Source organism: Rhodococcus sp. RS1C4 (assembly GCF_002258225.1).
In the GTDB taxonomy this organism is placed as follows: Bacteria; Actinomycetota; Actinomycetes; order Mycobacteriales; family Mycobacteriaceae; genus Rhodococcoides; species Rhodococcoides fascians_E.
This window is the reverse complement of the sequence record NZ_NOXZ01000017.1, coordinates 157,305-176,498: the sequence shown is the minus strand read 5'-3', so window position 1 is coordinate 176,498 and position 19,194 is coordinate 157,305. Positions and strand designations below refer to the sequence as shown.

General features: G+C 66.0%; 19 protein-coding genes and 1 tRNA gene. 7 read left to right on the top strand and 13 right to left on the bottom strand.

The genetic code is table 11. The features are described from left to right. The first annotated feature begins 21 nt into the window (after nt 1-21). Nucleotides 22-894, top strand: coding sequence for an alpha/beta hydrolase (locus tag CH289_RS07500; protein ID WP_033189056.1), 873 nt, complete (start codon nt 22-24; stop codon nt 892-894). Nucleotides 895-950: 56 nt separating this feature from the next. Beyond that, nucleotides 951-1,814, top strand: coding sequence for a patatin-like phospholipase family protein (locus CH289_RS07495; protein WP_306427514.1), 864 nt, complete (start codon nt 951-953; stop codon nt 1,812-1,814). A 22-nt stretch (nt 1,815-1,836) separates the two neighbouring features. Here the strand turns inward: CH289_RS07495 and CH289_RS07490 are convergent, their stop codons facing one another. Then, nucleotides 1,837-2,769: an amidohydrolase family protein gene (locus CH289_RS07490; RefSeq protein WP_094727641.1), complete on the bottom strand. Its 933-nt coding sequence runs from the start codon at nt 2,767-2,769 to the stop codon at nt 1,837-1,839. Beyond that, complete coding sequence (locus tag CH289_RS07485) at nt 2,756-3,436, bottom strand: dienelactone hydrolase family protein (RefSeq protein ID WP_033189034.1); 681 nt, start codon at nt 3,434-3,436, stop codon at nt 2,756-2,758. Before CH289_RS07485 ends, CH289_RS07490 begins: the two co-directional genes overlap by 14 nt. Nucleotides 3,437-3,530: 94 nt before the next feature. Between CH289_RS07485 and CH289_RS07480 the strand changes: the two genes are divergently transcribed. Next, the gene (locus CH289_RS07480) at nt 3,531-4,520 is read left to right on the top strand and encodes an NADPH:quinone oxidoreductase family protein (protein ID WP_037159303.1); all 990 of its coding nucleotides are present in this window, start codon (nt 3,531-3,533) and stop codon (nt 4,518-4,520) included. A gap of 42 nt (nt 4,521-4,562) precedes the next feature. On the opposite strand, the gene CH289_RS07475 is transcribed toward CH289_RS07480, so the two are convergent. Both CH289_RS07475 and CH289_RS07470 read right to left on the bottom strand, forming a co-directional pair. Continuing rightward, entirely contained in the window at nt 4,563-5,915 is a 1,353-nt protein-coding gene (locus CH289_RS07475; protein ID WP_020112459.1) for an ABC1 kinase family protein, read from the bottom strand. Further along, nucleotides 5,912-6,460, bottom strand: coding sequence for a TetR/AcrR family transcriptional regulator (locus CH289_RS07470; RefSeq protein ID WP_020112458.1), 549 nt, complete (start codon nt 6,458-6,460; stop codon nt 5,912-5,914). Before CH289_RS07470 ends, CH289_RS07475 begins: the two co-directional genes overlap by 4 nt. Before the next feature lie 23 nt (nt 6,461-6,483). Here CH289_RS07470 and CH289_RS07465 point away from each other — a divergent pair, with 23 nt between their 5' ends. Then, a complete protein-coding gene (locus CH289_RS07465; RefSeq protein WP_256977069.1) occupies nt 6,484-7,374 on the top strand; it encodes a DUF998 domain-containing protein in 891 nt (296 codons plus the stop codon). A 9-nt stretch (nt 7,375-7,383) separates the two neighbouring features. Then, nucleotides 7,384-7,743 carry a helix-turn-helix domain-containing protein gene (locus CH289_RS07460; RefSeq protein WP_094727640.1) on the top strand — a complete coding sequence of 120 codons (360 nt, stop codon included), beginning with the start codon at nt 7,384-7,386 and terminating at the stop codon, nt 7,741-7,743. 26 nt (nt 7,744-7,769) lie between these two features. On the opposite strand, the gene CH289_RS07455 is transcribed toward CH289_RS07460, so the two are convergent. Then, nucleotides 7,770-8,360 (bottom strand): ClpP family protease, encoded by a 591-nt coding sequence (locus tag CH289_RS07455; protein WP_020112455.1) that lies wholly within the window; start codon nt 8,358-8,360, stop codon nt 7,770-7,772. Continuing rightward, the gene (locus CH289_RS07450; protein WP_019666967.1) at nt 8,357-9,001 is read right to left on the bottom strand and encodes a ClpP family protease; all 645 of its coding nucleotides are present in this window, start codon (nt 8,999-9,001) and stop codon (nt 8,357-8,359) included. The genes CH289_RS07455 and CH289_RS07450 overlap by 4 nt, the downstream gene beginning before the upstream one ends. A gap of 160 nt (nt 9,002-9,161) precedes the next feature. On the opposite strand from CH289_RS07450, the gene CH289_RS07445 reads away from it, so the two are divergent. Beyond that, nucleotides 9,162-9,235: transfer RNA gene (locus CH289_RS07445), tRNA-Met, on the top strand. Between the two features lie 62 nt (nt 9,236-9,297). On the opposite strand, the gene CH289_RS07440 is transcribed toward CH289_RS07445, so the two are convergent. The 5 genes from CH289_RS07440 to CH289_RS07420 all read right to left on the bottom strand — a co-directional run bounded on the left by CH289_RS07440 (nt 9,298) and on the right by CH289_RS07420 (nt 17,131). Beyond that, on the bottom strand, nt 9,298-9,930 hold the full coding sequence (locus tag CH289_RS07440; RefSeq protein ID WP_020112453.1) for an LON peptidase substrate-binding domain-containing protein: 633 nt from the start codon (nt 9,928-9,930) through the stop codon (nt 9,298-9,300). A gap of 2 nt (nt 9,931-9,932) precedes the next feature. Then, on the bottom strand, nt 9,933-10,850 hold the full coding sequence (locus tag CH289_RS07435; RefSeq protein ID WP_051127775.1) for an alpha/beta fold hydrolase: 918 nt from the start codon (nt 10,848-10,850) through the stop codon (nt 9,933-9,935). Between the two features lie 206 nt (nt 10,851-11,056). Further along, on the bottom strand, nt 11,057-13,648 hold the full coding sequence (locus CH289_RS07430) for an alpha/beta fold hydrolase (protein ID WP_033189031.1): 2,592 nt from the start codon (nt 13,646-13,648) through the stop codon (nt 11,057-11,059). A gap of 157 nt (nt 13,649-13,805) precedes the next feature. Further along, complete coding sequence (locus CH289_RS07425) at nt 13,806-16,313, bottom strand: ABC transporter permease (protein WP_033189054.1); 2,508 nt, start codon at nt 16,311-16,313, stop codon at nt 13,806-13,808. Between the two features lie 20 nt (nt 16,314-16,333). Next, on the bottom strand, nt 16,334-17,131 hold the full coding sequence (locus CH289_RS07420; RefSeq protein ID WP_020112449.1) for an ABC transporter ATP-binding protein: 798 nt from the start codon (nt 17,129-17,131) through the stop codon (nt 16,334-16,336). 71 nt (nt 17,132-17,202) lie between these two features. Between CH289_RS07420 and CH289_RS07415 the strand changes: the two genes are divergently transcribed. Beyond that, nucleotides 17,203-17,967 (top strand): deoxyribonuclease IV, encoded by a 765-nt coding sequence (locus tag CH289_RS07415; RefSeq protein WP_033189030.1) that lies wholly within the window; start codon nt 17,203-17,205, stop codon nt 17,965-17,967. Nucleotides 17,968-17,970: 3 nt separating this feature from the next. On the opposite strand, the gene CH289_RS07410 is transcribed toward CH289_RS07415, so the two are convergent. Together CH289_RS07410 and CH289_RS07405 are read right to left on the bottom strand one after the other, a co-directional pair. Then, the gene (locus CH289_RS07410) at nt 17,971-18,624 is read right to left on the bottom strand and encodes a condensation domain-containing protein (protein ID WP_033189029.1); all 654 of its coding nucleotides are present in this window, start codon (nt 18,622-18,624) and stop codon (nt 17,971-17,973) included. A gap of 95 nt (nt 18,625-18,719) precedes the next feature. After that, nucleotides 18,720-19,190 (bottom strand): DUF309 domain-containing protein, encoded by a 471-nt coding sequence (locus tag CH289_RS07405; RefSeq protein WP_020112446.1) that lies wholly within the window; start codon nt 19,188-19,190, stop codon nt 18,720-18,722. Nucleotides 19,191-19,194: the final 4 nt, after the last annotated feature.

Sequence of the window (19,194 nt, the reverse complement as noted above, 5' to 3'; positions counted from 1 at the left end):
CCCGACGTGAGGAGCACCACTGTGGACAGAGCCGAGTTCTCGCTCGTTGGCCGGCACGGGACCGACATCGTCTACGACGTCTGGACGCCCGATGCCGAGATTACCGGGCTGGTCGTGCTGTCCCACGGACTGGGTGAGCATGCCCGACGCTACGACCACGTTGCCGCTGTGCTCGGCGACCTCGGCCTAATCGTGTACGCGATCGACCACCGAGGGCACGGGCGGTCGGGTGGCAAACGGCTCGAGTCCAAGAACTGGTCGGATTACGTGAGCGACCTGCACGAACTGTTCCGCATCGCCCGCACCGCGCACCCGAACACCAAGACATTCCTGCTCGGGCACAGCATGGGCGGCGCTATCGCGCTGTCCTACGCACTCGAGCATCAAGCCGAGCTCGACGGTCTCATGCTGTCCGGCCCGGCAGTGGTGCTCGGTGACGGAACACCCAAGATCCTCGTGCCGATCGGAAAGATTCTCGGCAGAATCGCGCCGTCCGTTCCGGTTCAGGCACTCGACTCGGCCGACGTCTCGCGCGACCCCGCCGTCGTCGCCGCGTACGACGCGGATCCCCTCGTGCATCACGGGAAGGTTCCTGCCGGGCTGGCCAGCCACCTCGTCGGCGCGATGGAAAGTTTCCCGGCTGCCCTGCCGTCGTTGACGCTGCCGGTGCTGCTGCAGCACGGCAGCGAGGACAAGCTCGCCGACGTGGCAGGCAGCCGGATGATCGCCGAGAGAGCCGGCTCCACCGACCTCACCCTCGAGGTGTACGACGGCTTGTTCCACGAGGTCTTCAACGAACCCGAACGTGAGCAGGTCCTCGCCGATCTGGTCGCGTGGCTCGCTCCGCGGGTGAATCGGCAGTCTCGCTCCGCGGGTGATTCGACACCGAGGTAGTAGGTTCTGTGCCTGGGGCTCGAAGAACGTAGCCGGGGATGTTCGTATCGAAGGGGATGAATGTGTCGCGCACAGCGTTGGTTCTCGGCGGCGGTGGGGTCGCCGGAATCGCATGGCAGACGGGCCTGCTTCACGGACTGGCCCACGCCGGTGTCGACGTGACCGGCCCCGACTGGTCGGACATGCTGCTAGGCACTTCGGCGGGAGCGGCCGTCGCAGCCCAGGTCAGCAGTGGAGTGTCGCTCGCAGACCTCTACGACAGGCAGGTTCGGCCCGAACTGCAGATCGACGAGCCACGTCCGAATGTGTCGATCGACTCGCTGAACGAGTTGCTCGACGCGGCCGCCGAGCGGGCAGCAGGCGACCGACAGCGCTTCGCCCGCTACGTCGGCACTGCCGCTCTCGCGGCGTCGACACCGTCCGAAGCGGAGCGACGTGCGGTGATCGCACACAGGCTGCCGTCGCACGAGTGGCCGGATCGTGATCTCAGGGTCGTGGCGGTGGACGCGGAATCGGGCCGACTTCGAGTGCTGAATCGCGATTCCGGAGTGAGATTGGTCGACGCCGTCGCAGCCAGTTGCGCCATCCCGGGAATGTGGCCGCCGGTGACGATAGGCGTGCATCGCTACATCGACGGCGGCGTCCGATCCAGCGAAAATGCCGACCTCGCAGTCGGTTTCGCGAAAGTCCTGATCCTGCAGGTCGGCGTCGTCGATGCCGGGCAGGATCCATCGGCGGCCGAGCGCGGACGCTTGATCGCGGGAGGTTCGAGCGTCGAGGTCATCCGGCCCGACGCCGACACGCTGTCGGCCATCGGACCCGACCCCACCGACCCGGCTGTACGTTCAGCAGCCGCCGAGGCGGGCTTCCGTCAGGGCAGTGCGGTCAGCGAGGCGCTTCGCGGTTTCAAGCAGGCCTGACCTTCGGTTCAGTCGGTTCGGCTCACGCCTCGTGCAGTCCGAAGAGGGTTGCGCCGTTGTGGTAGCAGACATCTCGAACCCAGTCGTCGCCCAGATCCAATCGACGGACGGCCTCGAGCGCATCGAGATACGGGTACGGGATGTTGGGAAAGTCGCTTCCGAACAAGATGCGATCCTGCAGATCCAGCAGACGCGATCTCTCGGCGACCGGAAACGGCCATGCCGATTCGGAGAAATCGGTGAAGGACATCGTGGTGTCCAGCCGTACCTCCTGGTGAAGCGTCGCGATATCGAGGAATTCGGTGTACTCGGGCATGCCCATGTGCGCAATGATCAACGGTAGGCGCGGAAATCGTCGGAGCAGTCCGGCGATCGGTTCCGGTCCCGTGTGGTCACCGGGTGCGGGGCCGGAACCGCAGTGGATGACGACGGGTACCGCCGCATCCTCGATGGCGCCCCACACAGGATCCAGTAGGGGATCGCCCGGTGCATAATTCCCTACCTGGATGTGCGACTTGAAGATTCGAGTCCCGGAGGTAATCGCGTCGGCGACGTACCGCCCCGCGTCGGGCTCGGGGTAGAACGTTGCCGTCCGAAGGCAATCCGGTGTGCGTTGCGCAAAATCTGCACCCCACGAATTCAGCCACGCGGCCATCCCCGGCTTGTGCGGATAGATCATCGACGTGAAACCGCGTACGCCGAACTCGCGCAGCCGGTTCAGCCGCACCTCCTCGTCCTCGCGGTAGGTGATCGGCCAGTCCATGCCCACGAGCGGCCCCGCACTGTCGAAGTACGCCCACACCTTGTCCATGACGTTCTTCGGCATGAAGTGGGTGTGGACGTCGAACAGCCCCGGAAGTTCGAGCTCCTGCCAGAACGCTCGGACCTGCTCCGTCTCGTCCGTTCCTGGTTCGTCCGTTCCTCGTTCGGTCGAGCTCGGTTCAGTGGGCGACATGGCCGTCGAACCAGTCGAGAGTGCGGACCCAGGCGTCGGCGGCGGCGTCGGGGTTGTAGACCGCGGGCCGGTCGTTGCAGTTGAAGCCGTGCCGGCCTTCTGCATAGCGAGTGATCTCGGTCGACACAGGGGCCGTTGCTGCGGCGGCACGCAGTTGTTCCACCTGTTCGACGGGAATGCCGGTGTCCAGGTCGCCGAAGAAACCGTGCCACGGTGTCTGGAGTGCGTCGGCGACGGACAGCATTGTCGGATAACCGAAGCGGGCTTTGTCGATACCGCCGCCGTAGTAGGTGGCGGCTGCGCCGAGCGTGCGTCGAACAGCGGTGTGGAAGGCAACCGATCCGCCCATGCAGAACCCGATGATCGCGGACTGGGCCGGTTCGAAGCCTCGGGCGGCGATGTCACCGAGGGCCGCGTCGACGTCGGCATCGACCTCGGTGGCCTGCAGCGCGCCGATGGACGCCATCGCCGAGTCCATGTCGGTGTAATCGTGAATCTGCTTGTCCTGGCGGTGGAAGAGATGGGGTGCGACGGCTACCCAGCCGGCGTCGGCGAGGCGCCGGCAGATGTCGACGATGTGGGTGGTCACTCCGAAGGCTTCCTGGACGACGACGATGCCTCCGCGCGCCGGCCCGGACGGTGTTTCGACGGTGAGGGGGGTACTCATGAGTCGATTCGATCACATCGACTTGTACGGTGGGATCGAGGTACGTAGATCGTCGGCATTCCCCCTGGCAGCAGATCTTCCGAGAGGACAGCACATGCGCGCGGTACACATCACGAGTCTCGACGGCCCGGAATCGGTGCAGATCGTCGACATCGACGAACCCGCGGTTCGCGACGACGCGTTGGTGATCGACGTCGAGGCGGCGGGCGTCGCGTACCCGGATGCGCTGCTGACCAGGGGGCTGTACCAGTACAAGCCGGAACTACCGTTCGTTCCCGGCAGCGAGATCGCCGGGATCGTGCGCTCGGCGCCGGAGGGATCGGGGTTCGCCGCTGGCGACCGTGTCGCCGCGCTGACCGGACTGTCCGACGGTATGGCGGAGGTCGCCGTCGTCTCGCCCGACACCGTGTTTCCACTACCCGACGCCGTGTCGCTCACGGCAGGGGCGGGTTTGCTCTTCAACGACCTGACGGTGCACTTCGCGCTTCGCGAACGAGGGCGATTGGCCGAGGGCGAGACCGTGCTGGTGCACGGCGCTGCAGGCGGTATCGGAACGTCTGCGCTGCGGTTGGCGCCGGTACTCGGAGCGTCGCGCGTGATCGCGGTCGTCAGCACCGAGGCAAAGGGTGAGATCGCGAGGGCTGCAGGCGCCACCGACGTCGTGCTCACCGCGGACGCGGACGGAACAGGATGGAAGGACGCCGTCAAGAAGCTGACCGACGGCAGAGGCGTCGACCTCGTCGTCGATCCTGTCGGCGGTGATCGGTTCACCGACAGCATCAGGAGTTTGGCGCCGTCGGGACGCATCCTGGTGCTCGGTTTCACGGGCGGCGAGATCCCGACAGTGAAGGTGAATCGCCTGTTGCTCAACAACGTCGACGTCGTCGGTGTCGGTTGGGGCGCATGGTGGATGACGCGGCCGGGGTACCTCGCGACTCAGTGGGCGGAGCTGGAACCGCTGCTGGCGTCGGGAGAACTGACCGCCCCGGAGCCGACGGTGTTCTCGATCGACAAGGCATCCGATGCCATACTGTCACTCGAAAATCGCACCGCCGCAGGAAAAGTGGTTCTCCAACTGAAGTAGCCGGCAGTTCCACTCCGGTTCAATCGGGAAGTTCCACTCGGTTCAGTCGGGGAGTTCCACTCCGCGTGCTGTGGACAACGCAGCGATCTCCGCGGGGAAGACGTTCTTGAAGACGAACGGGTCGGTCCCGAGCGCCCAGTTCGGGGCCAGTTCGATCGCGTACCGCTCGAAGTATCCGAGTTGCTTGCCGACGAGAATGAGTTCCTCGGGACTCGACGTTCGGTACTGCTTGCCCATTCCGACGAGAGCCTTGATGAAATCGGTCAGGCTGAAGTGCGCCAACGTGTCCGACAGCATCGGTGCGAACACGGCCTGAAGGATGAGTCCGACCTCGGCGTCGGTGCCCACGTCGTCGGTGACGATGCCGAGACGCTTGACGCTGCCCGCGAGGCGGGTGAAATCGCCGTCGACGACTGTGGCGTGGAACAGGTCCTGCAGGAGCATCCGCCACTGTTCGTCGAGTTCGCCCATCACGCCGAAGTCGAGGAAGGACACGCGTCCGTCGTCGAGCACCCAGACGTTGCCCGCATGGACGTCGCCGTGGAAGAGGCCGTGCAGCACAAGCGCTTCCATCCACACCTTCGCGGCTCGCCGGACGACGAGTTCCGACGCGTCGCCCGGCGTGCACTGGTCGAGCGGTGAACCGTGCATTCGTTCCATGCAGATCACGCGGCTGCCGCAGTATTCGGTGAACACCTCTGGCGCGGTGACGTACTCGTTGTCGCCGAACGCGGAGATCGATTCGCGGAAGCGTGCTTGCCTGCGCGCTTCGACCACACTGTCCAACTCGGCGAATGTGGCGGCGTGGAGGTCGACGATGATCGCGGATGCGTTGGCGGTCTTGAAGAACACGATGAACTTCTCGAGCGCCCGGGCGAAGATGTAGGCGATGCGCAGGTCCACCTTCATGCGGTGGTAGATGCCCCGGCGCTGGACCTTCATGATCACTTCGCGGCCGTCGCGCAGGACGCACAGATGCACCTGCGCGACCGATGCAGAGGACAGCGGGACGTCGTCGAAGCGGCTGAACAGTTCCGCCGTCGGCCGTCCCAGGTCGGACTCGATGGTGGCGCGGGCCTGCGCACCCGGGTAGGGCGGGACCTCGTCGAGACATCGGAGGCAGGTGTCGGCCAGGACCTTGGGAAACAGTCCCGGGGACGAGCCCATCAACTGCCCGACCTTGACGAACGTCGGTCCCAGGACGAAGAAGGCGTCGACGACGCCCTCCGAGGCGTGAAGCGGCCAACCGCGACGCGGTGCGAGCGCCCACTTTCCGACAGCCAGCACCTGATATAACACCAGGACCGCGCCGATGACGAGCAGGCGCAGAAATTCGCGAACTCCGAATGTACGCAGCGGCGGAGCAGGTCTGGTGGTGATGGGTCCGGTGGTCATCGCGCCATCTCCAGCGAGCCCGTGCCGAGCGCGGCGGTCTCCAGGCGGGACATGAGACGCTCGAAGCTACGGGTGTCGCCGGACGTGCGGGAGAGCACCAACGCTCCCTGTATCCCGGCGACGATCTCCTCCGCCAAACCCTGGGCGTCGTCGCCGTGTCCGAGTTGCCGCAGCACCGGCGTCAGCGCGTCGATCCAATCGCTGAAGTACTTGGCGACGCGGGAGCCGAAGAGTGCCCGCTCCTCACCGAGCGAGAACGCCGCGAACAAGCAGACCCGACGGCCGGACTGGAAGTACTTCGAGGTCTGCGCAAACATGTCGTGGGAGCGCGCGCGGGCGTCCGTCGCGGCACGCAGCGGTGCGAACACGTTGCTCTGGAACCACCGCTCGACCTCGTCCAGAACTGCCTCCGCCATCTCGGTCTTTCCGCGGGGAAAGAAGTGGTACAGGCTGCCCTTGCCGAGCCCGGTTCGCTTGCTGATCACCGACAGCGAGGACCCGTTCCAGCCCAGGTCTCCGAAGACACCTGCCAGGACGGGCACCACGTCCCGCCTGTCGGCGGTGGTTCGTGACGCTGCTGTTCGTGACGCTGCTCTTCGTGACGCTGCTGTTCGTGACGCTGCTGTTCGTGGCACAGTTGCTCCTCGAGGGGGTGCTCCCGCGCCGCGCTGCGTGGGAACGACCCCGACTGTACCTACCGGTACAGGCTGTTCACCCGGACCCCTTGGTTCCGGATCGTTCGTACAGGGAGACAGTCATCGGGACACTGCGTACTGCCTGGGCACGCGGCGCATCGGTAGGTCGACGATGCCGCATTGCCGGCGCTCTGTTCGGAGTGGCCGGTGTGCAATATCTGCTCGCGGAGGCGGCTACAGCTCTCCGGTTCGACGGCTACAGCCCACTGCACGACACCGTCAGCGAGCTCGGGGTGCCGGAGGTGTCCGAGTGGCACGGACTGATGAACGCCTCGTTCTGCGTGTCCGCGGCGTCGGTGCTCGCGGCGGGACTCGTCGCGGCTCCCCTGCTGACGAGGGGACGGGCGCAGCTGATGCGTGGCAGTGTCCTCGCCTACGCGGTCGGGAGTGTGCTGGTTGCCGTGGTGCACACGGGCGAGGGCAACCTGCACACCCTGGGGGCGGTTCTGGCCATCGGCGCAGGAAACGTCATCGCCCTCACTGTCGGTTCGGCACGGACTGTCGGTTCCGATGCGACGAGATTCCCGCGCTGGTACTCGCGCGCTTCCGTCGGGCTGGGGACGGTGGGGTTCGCGGCGTCGGCGTTGCTCCTCACGGGTATCGGGCCGGTCGGCGCGGTGGAGCGTGTCTCGATCTACACCTTCGTGGCGTGGGAGCTCATGACCGCGGCGACAGTATGGCGACGACCAGGACGGACGGGACCGATTTCTGCCGACAGCAGAATAGGTTCGGAAGATCGAGCGAAAGGTCCACACAGCTCCTAGCCTGGCTGCATGGCAGACGAACGAGCTATCGCGAAGGTTCTCCCGCTGCGCCCCGCCGCAGGTCGTACGCCGCCCGGCCCCGAACCGCTGGTCCGTGAGGGTATGGGCCGGGTTCTGCGTCGAATCCGCACGGAACAGGGCCGCACTTTGCAGGAGGTCTCGTCCGAGGCGCGGGTGTCGATGCCCTACCTCTCCGAGGTCGAGCGGGGACGAAAGGAAGCGTCGTCCGAGGTGCTCTCGGCTCTGTGCGGCGCGCTGGAGATCGCCCCGTCTCGCCTGCTGATGTTGACCGGGCGAGAACTCGCTGGAACGATCTCCGTCCAACGAGTCTCGCGCGGTCCCGCTCCCGTCACCATGCTGGCCGCCTGACCGGGGCGGAGTGGTCTGCAGCGCAGTCAGTTCCGATTGGTCGCGATCAGGTCTGCCAACCCGTAATCGACTGCCTCGGTGGCGGTGTAGATCCGATCGCGGTCGGTGTCCAGCCGTAGTGTCTCGGGTTTCTGACCGGTGTGATGGGCGAGGATCTTCTCCATCTCCGAGCGCACGCGCACTATCTCGTCGCGTTGCAGCGTGAGATCGGAGATGGTTCCCTCACCTCCACCTGACGGCTGGTGAAGCAGAATCCTGGCGTGGTTCAGCATGATTCGCTTACCTGGTGCTCCCGACGCCATCAGCACTCCCGCGGCCGACGCTGCCTGCCCGACGCAGAAGGTGGACACGTCGGGTTTGATGTATTCCATCGTGTCGTAGATGGCGGTCATCGCGGTGAACGATCCGCCGGGTGAATTGATGTACAAGCTGATGTCGGCATCGGGGTTGTCCGATTCGAGGTGGAAGAGCTGCGCGATGACGACGTTCGCGACGCCGTCGTCGATCTCGGTTCCGAGGAAGATGACGCGTTCGGACAGGAGTCGGCTGTAGATGTCGTAGGCGCGCTCGCCGCTGTGAGTCCGTTCGACGACGGTGGGGATCGTGTACTGGCTCATGATTGCTCGACTCCCAGTCCTACCTTGTGGTGCGGTGCCGATGGTCGTATGTCGTCGAGGGTGGTGACGATGTGGTCGATAAGGCCGTAGTCCCGAGCCTGCTCGGCCGTGAACCAACGGTCGCGTTCGCTGTCCGCCGTCACCGTGGACACGTCGTGGCCGGAGTGTTCGGCATTGAGGCTGTGCATCAATGCCTTCGTGTATTCGAGGTTCTGCGCCTGGATCTCGATGTCGACGGCGGTGCCGCGGATGCCTGCGGACGGCTGGTGCATCATCACGCGGGCGTGCGGGAGGCTGTAGCGTTTTCCCTTGGTGCCCGCGGTGAGCAGGAACTGGCCCATGCTGGCGGCGAAACCCATTGCGAGGGTGGATACGTCGTTGGGTATGAGCCGCATGGTGTCCATGATCGCGAGGCCCGCGCTCACCGAACCTCCAGGTGAGTTGATGTAGAGGCTGATATCGCGGCGAGAGTCGTTGGCGGACAGGAGGAGCAGCTGCGCGCAGATCCGTCCGGCGATGGCGTCGTCGACGGCGGCCCCCAGTACGACGATGCGTTGATCGAGCAGTCGGGACGCCAGTTGGTCGTCGAACGGTGACACCGCGGCGGTGTCGCGTTCGTTCATGGTGGTGTACATGTGCATTCCTCACTCGTGAGTGTCGTCGGTCCCCATCAGGCTGCGCGGTGGGTCGGCGGGAAGGAAGGATTCTCTGCTCCGAGCAGAGATCGCTGTGGGCGTAATGCGTCTGACCAGGCGATTGGGTGTTCGGGCCCGTGGAGAGGTACGGTAGTGAAGCACCCGACGCGGGGTGGAGCAGCTCGGTAGCTCGCTGGGCTCATAACCCAGAGGTCGCAGGTTCAAATCCTGTCCCCGCTACGAAAGAAGAACCCCCGGAAAGCATTGCTTCCCGGGGGTTCTTCCTTTGTGCGCTGAATGTGCTACTGCAGTCGAAACCGGACTATGTCGCTGACGTTGTCGATGGCGTCGGTCAGGGCCTGCAGTCGATCCGACGCGCCGAGTGCCTCGAGGACGTCCTGGCGGTCGGATTGGCCCATGGGAACCTGCGCGGCGAGGCGGAACAGGCGTTCCCCCGACGCGGCGGGAAGCTCGGAGAATTCGGGATCGTCCGGCGGCGTCGAGCCTTCCGCTTCGGCGAGAGTGCCGATCAGTCGATACAGCGCCCTGATCTGCTCCTGGAGTTCGGCGAACTCGGATTCGGTGACCGAATCCTCGGGATGATCGGGCCACGGCCGTACGTCGGCACGAGGGTACGGGTCGTCCTCGAGCCAGGCGTCGACTCGGATTCTTTCCCCTCCTACGCATTCCACGAGAAAGCGGCCGTCGCCGATGTCCTGGTGCGCGACGATGTGCGCCCTGGTGGCGACATCGTGCCGAACGTCTCCGCCTCCGGCCTCGTGGCCGCGGGCGATGAGCACCACCCCGAAGCTCGGGTCCTCGGTAGCGAGGCAGTCTCGCAGCATCTCCTGGTAGCGCGGTTCGAAGATGTGCAGAGGAAGCGGCTCACCCGGGAGCAGAACGCTTCCCAGGGGAAACATCGGAATCACTGCCACGGTCAGTCCGACGAGGCCGGCCGCGTCGACTGCGGAATCGGTGCGAGCTCGGACACCGCTGCCGTGCCGAGGAACTGGTCGAGCACCCGGAAGAACAGATCGGGCTCGTCCAGTTGTGGGAAATGCCCTGCATCGGAGAAGATCTCGACGCGCGAGTTCGGAACCTCGCGTCGAATGTTGTCCGCGTGCGACGCTGGGATCATGCGATCCTTCCCGCCCCAGACCAGGAGCGAGGGCAGCGATTCGAACTTCTCGAAATGCTGCTTGGCGCTGACGGTTTGACCGCGTGGACCGACGACGGCGCGGGTCGACGCCAGGAAAGCGGAGCGGGAGCCGTGGTCCGCCACCGTCTTGAACGCGCGCCACGTCTCGGTGGTGCTCTTACCGGGACGCACAGGCAGCCCCCATTTACCGAGCTGAGTCACCACGTTCTCGGTGTTCCTACGGACCCAGTCCGACGCCAACACCGGCAGCACCAGTTCGCTGCCCGGCAGAGTCGCAGCCTTCAGGAACAAGCTGACTTCGCGTCCGAGGCCGCCACTGCTGACGAGGGCGATCCGCTCCACGCGCTCGGGGAACAGGTAGACGGTCTGCATGACGATTCCGCCGCCGAGCGAATGCCCCACCATCGGTGCCGAACGAATGTCGAGGTGGTCCAGTAGATCGCGGATGGTCGCCGAGTGCGCACTGAGTGAGTAGTCGCCGGGTGGCTTGTCCGAGTCGCCGTGGCCGAACAGGTCCGGTGCGATGACGCGGTACTTCTCCGACAGCCGCTCGATCTGACCTGCCCAGGACTCGTGCGAGCCGAGAAGGCCGTGAACTAGGACCACAGGTGGACCGTCCCCGGCGTCGACGTACCGCAGGGTGTCCCGATGGAACTCGACCGACTCGAGCTCGTAGGGCGACGTTCGGTCTGGCATCGATCCTCCTCGCGCAGTGACTCTGGTCGTTCCGCCGGCTCCACTCCTGCCGACTTGGGTCGTTCCGCCGGCGGCTTCGATGCCCAACGTACGCGGATCGGCGTCCTCGGGACAGTCGATGCCCCGGTGAGCAGCGATGGAGGCCGTCAGTGACCGTGAGGCGGCACGACGAGAGGAGTGTCGTCGTTCCGGGTCGAGGTGCTGCACTAGTGGATGATTCCCTCGGTTGCTCGGCGTAGTTCGTGGTCGAGGATTCGAGCGACGTCCTCGGCGACCGGTTCGCGGACCATGTCGACGTGGCGGCCGTCGACATGTGTGATGGACAGGTCACCGGTGGCTATCGCGGCCCACGACCGGCGATCGTCGGTGTTCTCCGCCGTGACGATGACGCTGACCGGCCCGTTCCATGGCTTCGGACGATGGAAGCGCAGAGCGAGCGAGCCGATCGCCGCGAATGCCAGCCACCTCTCGGTCGTCGAATAACGTGCGATGCCCGCGGTGACCACCCGCGCTGCGATACCGACGCGGGTTGCGACGGTGATCTTCGGCGACGCGGCTGCACCTACGCCCGCCGGTGCAGCTTCGAGGGAGCTTCCGCCAGGAAAGCGGTCGAGCAGATGGCGGTACAGGCGGGGGTCCAGGAGAGTCAACCGCGCCACCGATCCGCCGCCGGCCCGAAGCTGGTGTGCCATCTCGAGTGCGATCCATCCGCCGAGCGAGTGCCCGGCGAGAAGGTACGGGCCCGTCGGCTGGATTCGCGTGATCTCTCGTACGTAGGTGCGGGCTGCGGCGCGGATGGTGCGGTCGGGAAGTGCCCGGGTGTCCATTCCCTTGGCCTGGATCACGTAGACGGGACGGTCCGGATCGAGCCGCCGAGCAAGCGCGGCCAGACCGACGGCGGGCACCCCACCACCTGCGACGACGAAGAGAGGCGTGAGCGCACCCGCGGTGCGCAGTGGCACCGCGATCGACTCGGCTCTGGAACGGGCCGAGTTGTTGTCGATGGACGCGAGCTTGGTGTCCACGATCGAGGCCAGACGGCGGACGCTCATGGCCCCGACCAGTTCCTCCGCCGACAGCACGATGTGGAAGGCGCGCGCGACCCCCACCGAGATACGAGTCAGAGCAAGCGACGTAGCGCCCATGGCGGTGAAGTCGGTGGTGGACCCGATGTCGTCGATCCCGTCGACCTCGTCCCGAAGGGCATCGTGGACGATGTTGGCGATCCACATCTCCGTCGCGCCGCGCGGCGCTTCCGTCACCGTGGCGGACTCCAGGTCTGCACCCTGCTCCGGCAGCCGCTGCCGGTCCACTTTGCCGCGTTCGTTGCGTTCGATCGTGTGTGTGCGCGTGATGTTCCGGGGAACCATCCACGTGGGGAGCTGGTCCTGAATGCGCGCCCGGACGTAGGCACTGTCCCGTGTGTCGCTGACGAAGAACGCATCGAGGTGAGGTTCGTCGTCGGTCGAGCGGGGAACGATCGCCACGTCTCGGACGCCGTCGAGTCCGCGGATTGCTGCTTCCACCTCGGCGGGTTCGACGAGGTATCCGCGGATCTTGACGGCGTCGTCGGCTCGGCCGAGCAGGTGCAGCTGTCCGGTCTCGTCGAATCGGCCGAGATCGCCGGTTGCGTAGCGCATGAGCGGCCCGTCGCTCGCGAAGCGGGATTCCGTCAGGTCCGGGAGACCGAGGTAGCCGTCGGACAGGCATTCCGCGGAGACGCGGATCTCCCCGGCCACTCCGGCCGGTGCGAGCGTGCCCACCGGGTCGACGACGTCGACGATCTTGCCCTTCGGGAGGGTCGTCGCGGTGAGGAAGCCCGACGGCAGGGGGTGGTCCGATCGGTACTCGCCGTACGCCACGCCGCCTGCTTCCGTGGTTGCGTACCAGTTGACGAAGGTGGCGCCGCTGCCGAGTGCGCTACGGAATCCGATGACGTCCCGCGAGTGCAGGGCTTCGCCGTAGGTGGTCACGACGCGCAGCGACGGCACGGCGTTGTCCGGGAGCGGGACGATGGCGTCGGACGGGCTTTCCCCTGCTCCCCCTCGGAAGCTCCGTACCAGCGAAGGTGAGCAATGCAACGTCGTCAACGACGACCGTTCGATCCACTCGGTCAAGGTGGTGGGCAGGACGGTGCGTGGGTCCGTGCAGTAGACCGTCGCACCGCTGAGGATGCCGGCGAACAACGTGTTCAGGCCCGCACCGAAGCTGACCGGCAGGGCGTTGCCGACGCGATCGCGGGAGGACAGGCCGAGTGCCGAGCTGACCTCGTACGCCTTGGTCAGGCACATGCGGTGGCTCAGCAGCACGCCTTTGGCGGCACCGGTGGAGCCCGAGGTGTATGCGATCAAGGCCGTCCGGCTGCCGGTGAGAGAGGGCAGCGGCATCGCGGAATCCTGCGTGGTCGCCAGGTCCGCCCGCTCGAGGCGGAGCGCCGCTGCCGACTCCACGATGCGATCCGCGCGGTTGGCCGGCAGGTTGGAATCCAACGGAACCAGAGCGTGGCCCGACGCCATCACCGCGAGCATCGTGGCGATCGACTCCGACGTGGAGGCGGCCTCGACGGCGATCGGGCGAGGATCGTCCCCTGCGAGCTGCGCGATCTTCCTCGCCGACGCATAGGTGCGGTGCAGGAGTTGGTCGAACGTGACCGCCCCGTCCTCGGTGTGGACGGCGACGGCGTCGGGCACCGCGTGAGCGACCTCGCAGAGTCGGTCGAGAAGGGTGTCCCTGGTGCCGGGTTTGCACAGCGGTGCAAGCGGCGCGTGGGTGGGCGCTTCCAGCTTGTGCACCGACATGGTTGCTCCTCGAGTACGGCGTTCCTTGCGATCGCTCTACCGGGAAACCACCCTGAAAACAATCGTAAAGTCTGTTTTACTCCGTACAAGGTAACTCTGCGGTCCTTTTGGCTGCAACTTTTCGTTCGATCGACCGACGAGGCCGCCACGACCCGTCTCATGGTTCCGTGATTGCCTCCAGAGGTCGGGTGCGGGCGGCGCGCACCGCCGGCCAGAGTGCCGCGAGGACTCCGACGACGGCCGAGCCGAACAGCATGGCCACTATCTGGCCCCACGGAACGGTCAGGAGACCGAGACCTTCGTCGCGCAGAGTTCTGACGAATCCCCATCCGAAGGCCACGCCGAGGCCGAGACCGACGATGGCCCCGAAGAGCGCGATGAGCAGCGACTCCAGATAGATCGTGCGCCTGACCTGGGGGCGCTGCATGCCGACGGCCCGGAGCATTCCGATTTCACGGCGTCGTTCGACGACCGACAGAGCGAGAGTGTTGACGATTCCCAGCACGGAGATGACGACGGCGAGCGCGAGCAGCCCGTAGAGGACGGCGAGCAGTGTGTCGATCTGCTGGCCCTGCGACCCCTTGAATTCGTCGCGATCCTGGACCTGAACGACGACGAACGGCTTGGTGGCGGCTTCCAGGTCGGTCCTGAGCACGTTCAGGTCGGTTCCCGCAGCGGCGCCGACGAGCACGACGATGTCCGACCGGACGATGCTCGGAGTCACCTTCTGGTAGACGTCGTTCGAGATCATCCACTGCCCTACCAGCGGGTTGTCCTCGTAGACGGAGGTGACCGTGACGGGAACCTGCTGCCCGTCGACCGACGTCATGTTCACGATCGAGCCGAGCGCCCACCCCTCGTCGCGCGACGCGGAGGACGACACTGCGATGCTGTCGCCTTGCAGCTCCGGCGACCCGGCGACGACGACGCTGTCGAACAATCCTTCCGGGCTCCCTTCGAGCGCGACGCCGAAGGCGGGCTCGTCGTCGATGTCCACCGACACCGGGTGAAGTACGGCGACGCGGTCGACCCCGTTCACTTCCCGGGCGGCTGCGGCGGCTCCCGTCGGGATTCCGATCGACGGTGGGCCGCTGAAGATGTAGTCGGCTTCGATTCCGTTGTCGACCAGGGCGTCGACGCTCGCTTTGGCGGTCGAGCCGAGGACGCCGATGACCGACACCAGCATCAGCCCGAGCATGAGAGCGAAGGCAGTGGCGGCCGTACGCCGGGGATTGCGGACCGAGTTGGTTCGGGCCAGGCGTCCGATCGGGCCGAACGGCCGCGTCAGAACCGAACCGAGGGCACCGACGACCGGCCGGGACAGTGACGGTGCCGCCAGCGCGACGGCGACGATCACCGCCACGGCACCTGCGCCGACGGTCGCTGCGGCAGCGCCGCCGGTGGATTGCGCTCCGATGACGACGGCAGCGGCGCCGATCGCGCCGATCACGACGCCGATCCAGGTGCGCACGCGCAGACTGTCACCGGCGGAGGCGAACTCCTCGCGCATCGCCGCGATGGGTGGCACCTTGGCGGCACGACGAGCGGGTGCGTATGCGCTGAGCACGGTGACGACGATGCCGACGGCGAAAGCGACGACGACGGTTCGAGGTTCGAGTGCCAGTGCCCCCGAGGGCAATCCGAGGTCGAACGCGTTGAGCAGTGCGCGCAGGCCGTAGGCGAGACCGATGCCGCCCGCGAAGCCGATCGCGCTGCCGATGACACCGACGACGAGAGCTTCCAGCACCACGGAGCGGCTGACCTGGCCGCGGCTGGCGCCGATCGCGCGGAGCAGAGCGAGCTCGCGAACGCGCTGGGCGACGATCATCGAGAAGGTGTTGTAGATGATGAACGTGCCCACGAGCAATGCGATCGCGCCGAATGCGAGCAGGAAGTAGTTCACGAAGGACAGGGCTTGTTCGATCTCGGCCTGTGCTTCGTCCCGGACGTCGTCCGCGGTCTGCACCTTCGAGTCGGGTAGGGCGGCGGCGATCTCGTCCCGAAGCTCCGTCTGCGACACGCCTGTTCCGGCGATGTCGTAGTACTGCACGTGCTCGCCGTCGGAGAACAGTTCGTCGGCCTGGCCCTCGGTGAACTGGATGCCGATGTACCCGCCGGATTCGACGGCGGTGTCGTAGATCCCGGTCACGGTGACGTCCACGGTGCCTTTCGACGGCACGAGGACCTGCGTGGTGTCACCCACGCTGAGCCCGGAGCGCGTGGCGCCGCCCTCGTTGATGACGACGTCGCCCGGTGCCGTGGGCGCTGAACCTGCGATGAACACCGCGTCCTCGCCCAGTCGCCGCTCGGGCGGTAGGTACGCCTCGCCGATAGTCGGCGCGCCACCGGTCTGCACGGCAGCGCCCGAGGAATCCAGTACGACGATCTGACCGCTGACATACGGTGCGACGGCACGAACGTCGGGTAGGGACGAGATGACGTCGGCTGCGGAGACAGGGACGCCGCTCGAGCGTGCGTCCTCGGCACTGACACGGACGTCGGCGCCCTGGGCAGTGTCGGAGAAGATCGACGAGAACGTTCGTTGCAGTGTGTCGGTGAACACGAAAGACCCTGCAACGAAGGCGGTTCCGAGCACGACGGACAGGACGGTCAGTGCGAGTCTGACCTTGTGGGCGGCGAGATTGCGCAGTGAGACCTTGCGCATGGGATTGGTCGAAGGCATGGTCAGGCCGTTTCCAGACGCTTCATGCGGTCGAGCACGTTCTCGGCGGTCGGGTTCGCGAGGTGATCGATGACCGAACCGTCGGCGAGGAACACGACCCGGTCGGCGTAACTGGCGGCGCGGGGATCGTGCGTGACGATCACGACGGTCTGGTCGAACTCGTCGGCGGCAGCGCGGAGGATGCTCAGCACCTCACCGGACGAGCGGGAATCGAGGTTGCCGGTCGGTTCGTCGCCGAAGACGATATCGGGTCGTCCGGCGAGTGCACGTGCGCACGCGACGCGTTGCTGCTGGCCACCGGACAGTTCGCTCGGCCGGTGGCCGAGACGGTCACGTAGGCCGAGTCGGTCGACGACGGTGTCGAGCCACTGCGGGTCGGCCTTGCGCCCCGCGATGTCCAGCGGCAACGTGATGTTCTCCAACGCCGTCAGCGTGGGCACGAGGTTGAACGACTGGAACACGAAACCGATTCTGTCTCTGCGCAGTCCGGTCATCTGCTTGTCGTCGAGATTGGTCAGCTCGGTGTCACCGATCGTGACCGTTCCCGAGGTGGCCGTGTCGAGACCTGCGAGGCAGTGCATCAGCGTCGACTTGCCCGACCCCGACGGGCCCATGATCGCCGTGAACTCGCCGCGGGCGAACTCCACCGTCACGTCCCGCAGCGCATGGACCTGAGTGTCGCCGGAACCGTAGGTCTTGGTGAGGGCGCTCGCCCGGGCGGCAGGAGTGGAGCCTGCGGAACGACCCGGGTGGCCAGGAGTGGAGCCTGCGGAACGACCTGAGGGTCCTGTGTCAGTCATGGCATCAGTGTTTCAGTGTTTTCTGCATTTCCATATCGGGGAGACCACCCATCCGCCCCTAGTATGGAGAGATGCGCATCGGAGCACACGTTCGTGACAGTGCCGACCCGCTCGGTTCTGCGGCAAGCCTCGGGGTCGATTTCGTTCAGATGTTTCTGACCGACCCGCAGAAGTGGAACAAGCTGACACCGCATCCGCAGGGTGAGGAGTTGAAGGCGAGTGACGTCGACGTCGTCGTACACAGTTCGTACGTTCTCAACGTCGCCAGTCTGAACAACCGGATCCGCATTCCGTCGCGTAAAGCGGTGATCGAGCAGGCGTCTGCTGCGGCCGACATCGGCGCCATCGGATTGGTCGTCCACGGCGGACATGTCCGCGACGGTGAGGACACCGCCAAAGGATTCGAGAACTGGCGCAAGCTTTTCGAGCGCCAGGCCGACGACGGTGGTTTCGCGGTGCCGATCTTCATCGAGAACACTGCGGGCGGGGATTTTGCGATGGCCAGGCATTTCGACGACATCTCTCGTCTGTGGGATGCCGTCGGAGAATTCGGTGCAGGTTTCTGCCTCGACACGTGCCATGCATGGGCGGGTGGGGAGGAATTGGTCGGTGTGGTCGATCGGATCAAGGCCATCACCGGACGAATCGACCTGGTGCACCTGAACAATTCACGCGACGAGTTCGATTCCGCTCGTGACCGCCATGCGAATCTTGCCGACGGAACCATCGACACCGACGTTCTGGTCGCGGTCGCGGAGGCATCGGGTGCGCCGGTGATCCTGGAAACTCCAGCGGAGGGACTCGCGGCCGACGTGCAGTACCTGAAGTCGCTCTGAGGTTCAGGACCGAACGAACGCCGAGACGGTCTTCTCCCAGAACCTCTCGAAGTCGTCGACGTCGGCGCGAGTGAAAACTCGGCTGTTCCAGCGGAACTCGGCGTCGACCATGACCACTCCGTCGAGTTCGGACACGCTGCACGTGACCGAGAGGTTGTGGCGAAGGGGATCGTCGTCGCCGGGCGCGGTGATCGCGGCGGCGTCGGGCTCGAACGAGAACGCGATCTGCGCGCCGTGCTTGCGGGCGAGGGCGGGGGCTCGCTTCGCGGTGACGTAACCTGCGCCGCCGTCCGGGACGGCGGCGATGCGGCGTCGAACTTCGGTGAGAATCGTGCTCGGCGCGCCGGTCACCGGCAGCCGAACCGGGTACCGGGCATGGTCCTGCCCCACGGTGCTGCACGGAAGATCCACGAGAACTCCGGACGAGGAGCAGCGGCACCGGTCGCTCTGCCACGCGCCGACGGTGGCGGCGAGGACGGCCAGGAGCGTCGCGGACGTCGGGTGCTCCGGCGCGGCCCATTGCGTGTGCGTCTCGGTGACGACGGACGAGAAGACGGTGTCGATTCGTTCGTCGGTACGCCTGCTGCCGAAGGTGCGTTCCTCGGGCGTGAGGACGGCGACCCAGTACGGAGCCTCCACTGCAGATTGCCCGAGCATGCCGACACCACCTCGAAGTTCTCGTCTAACTGTCGCAAGCCTTACCTAACCTTGCGCCACTGTAGCCAAAGCGGCGGGCATCGCCAAACGCGGGCTCAGGAGAGTAGACGAGGAACGGTGGGATCAGGCGGAAGAGCGCCGGCGTCGAGCTGGTCCTGTATGCCTTCCGACCAGCTGAGCAGCCCCGAGATGTCGAGCCCGTACGGTGGGTCGAGTTCGTAGTCGCGGATCCGGTCGTGCCCCTGTCTCAGCAGGGACTTCGCGCCGACGACGTTACCGCGGAGCACGTGAGTCAGTCCGACGGCGAGCTGGGCGAGGCCCTGCCAGAGTCTGCGTTCCGGCTCGGGCGCGTCCTTCCACGTGCCTTCGAGGATTTCGTGAGCGTGGAACGGCATCGACGCGTCGAGCAGCTTCTGCGCTCTCGTGATGGCCTCGTCGGGAGGCAACCTCAGATCGTCGGGAATGCGTTCGACGCCGACGGCGCCCCGCGCGAGCGGCCTTCCCAGGCCGTCACGGGGGCGCCCGTTGAGCGGTTTGCCGGTGGCGTCGCGTTCACGGTCCGGCACTCGA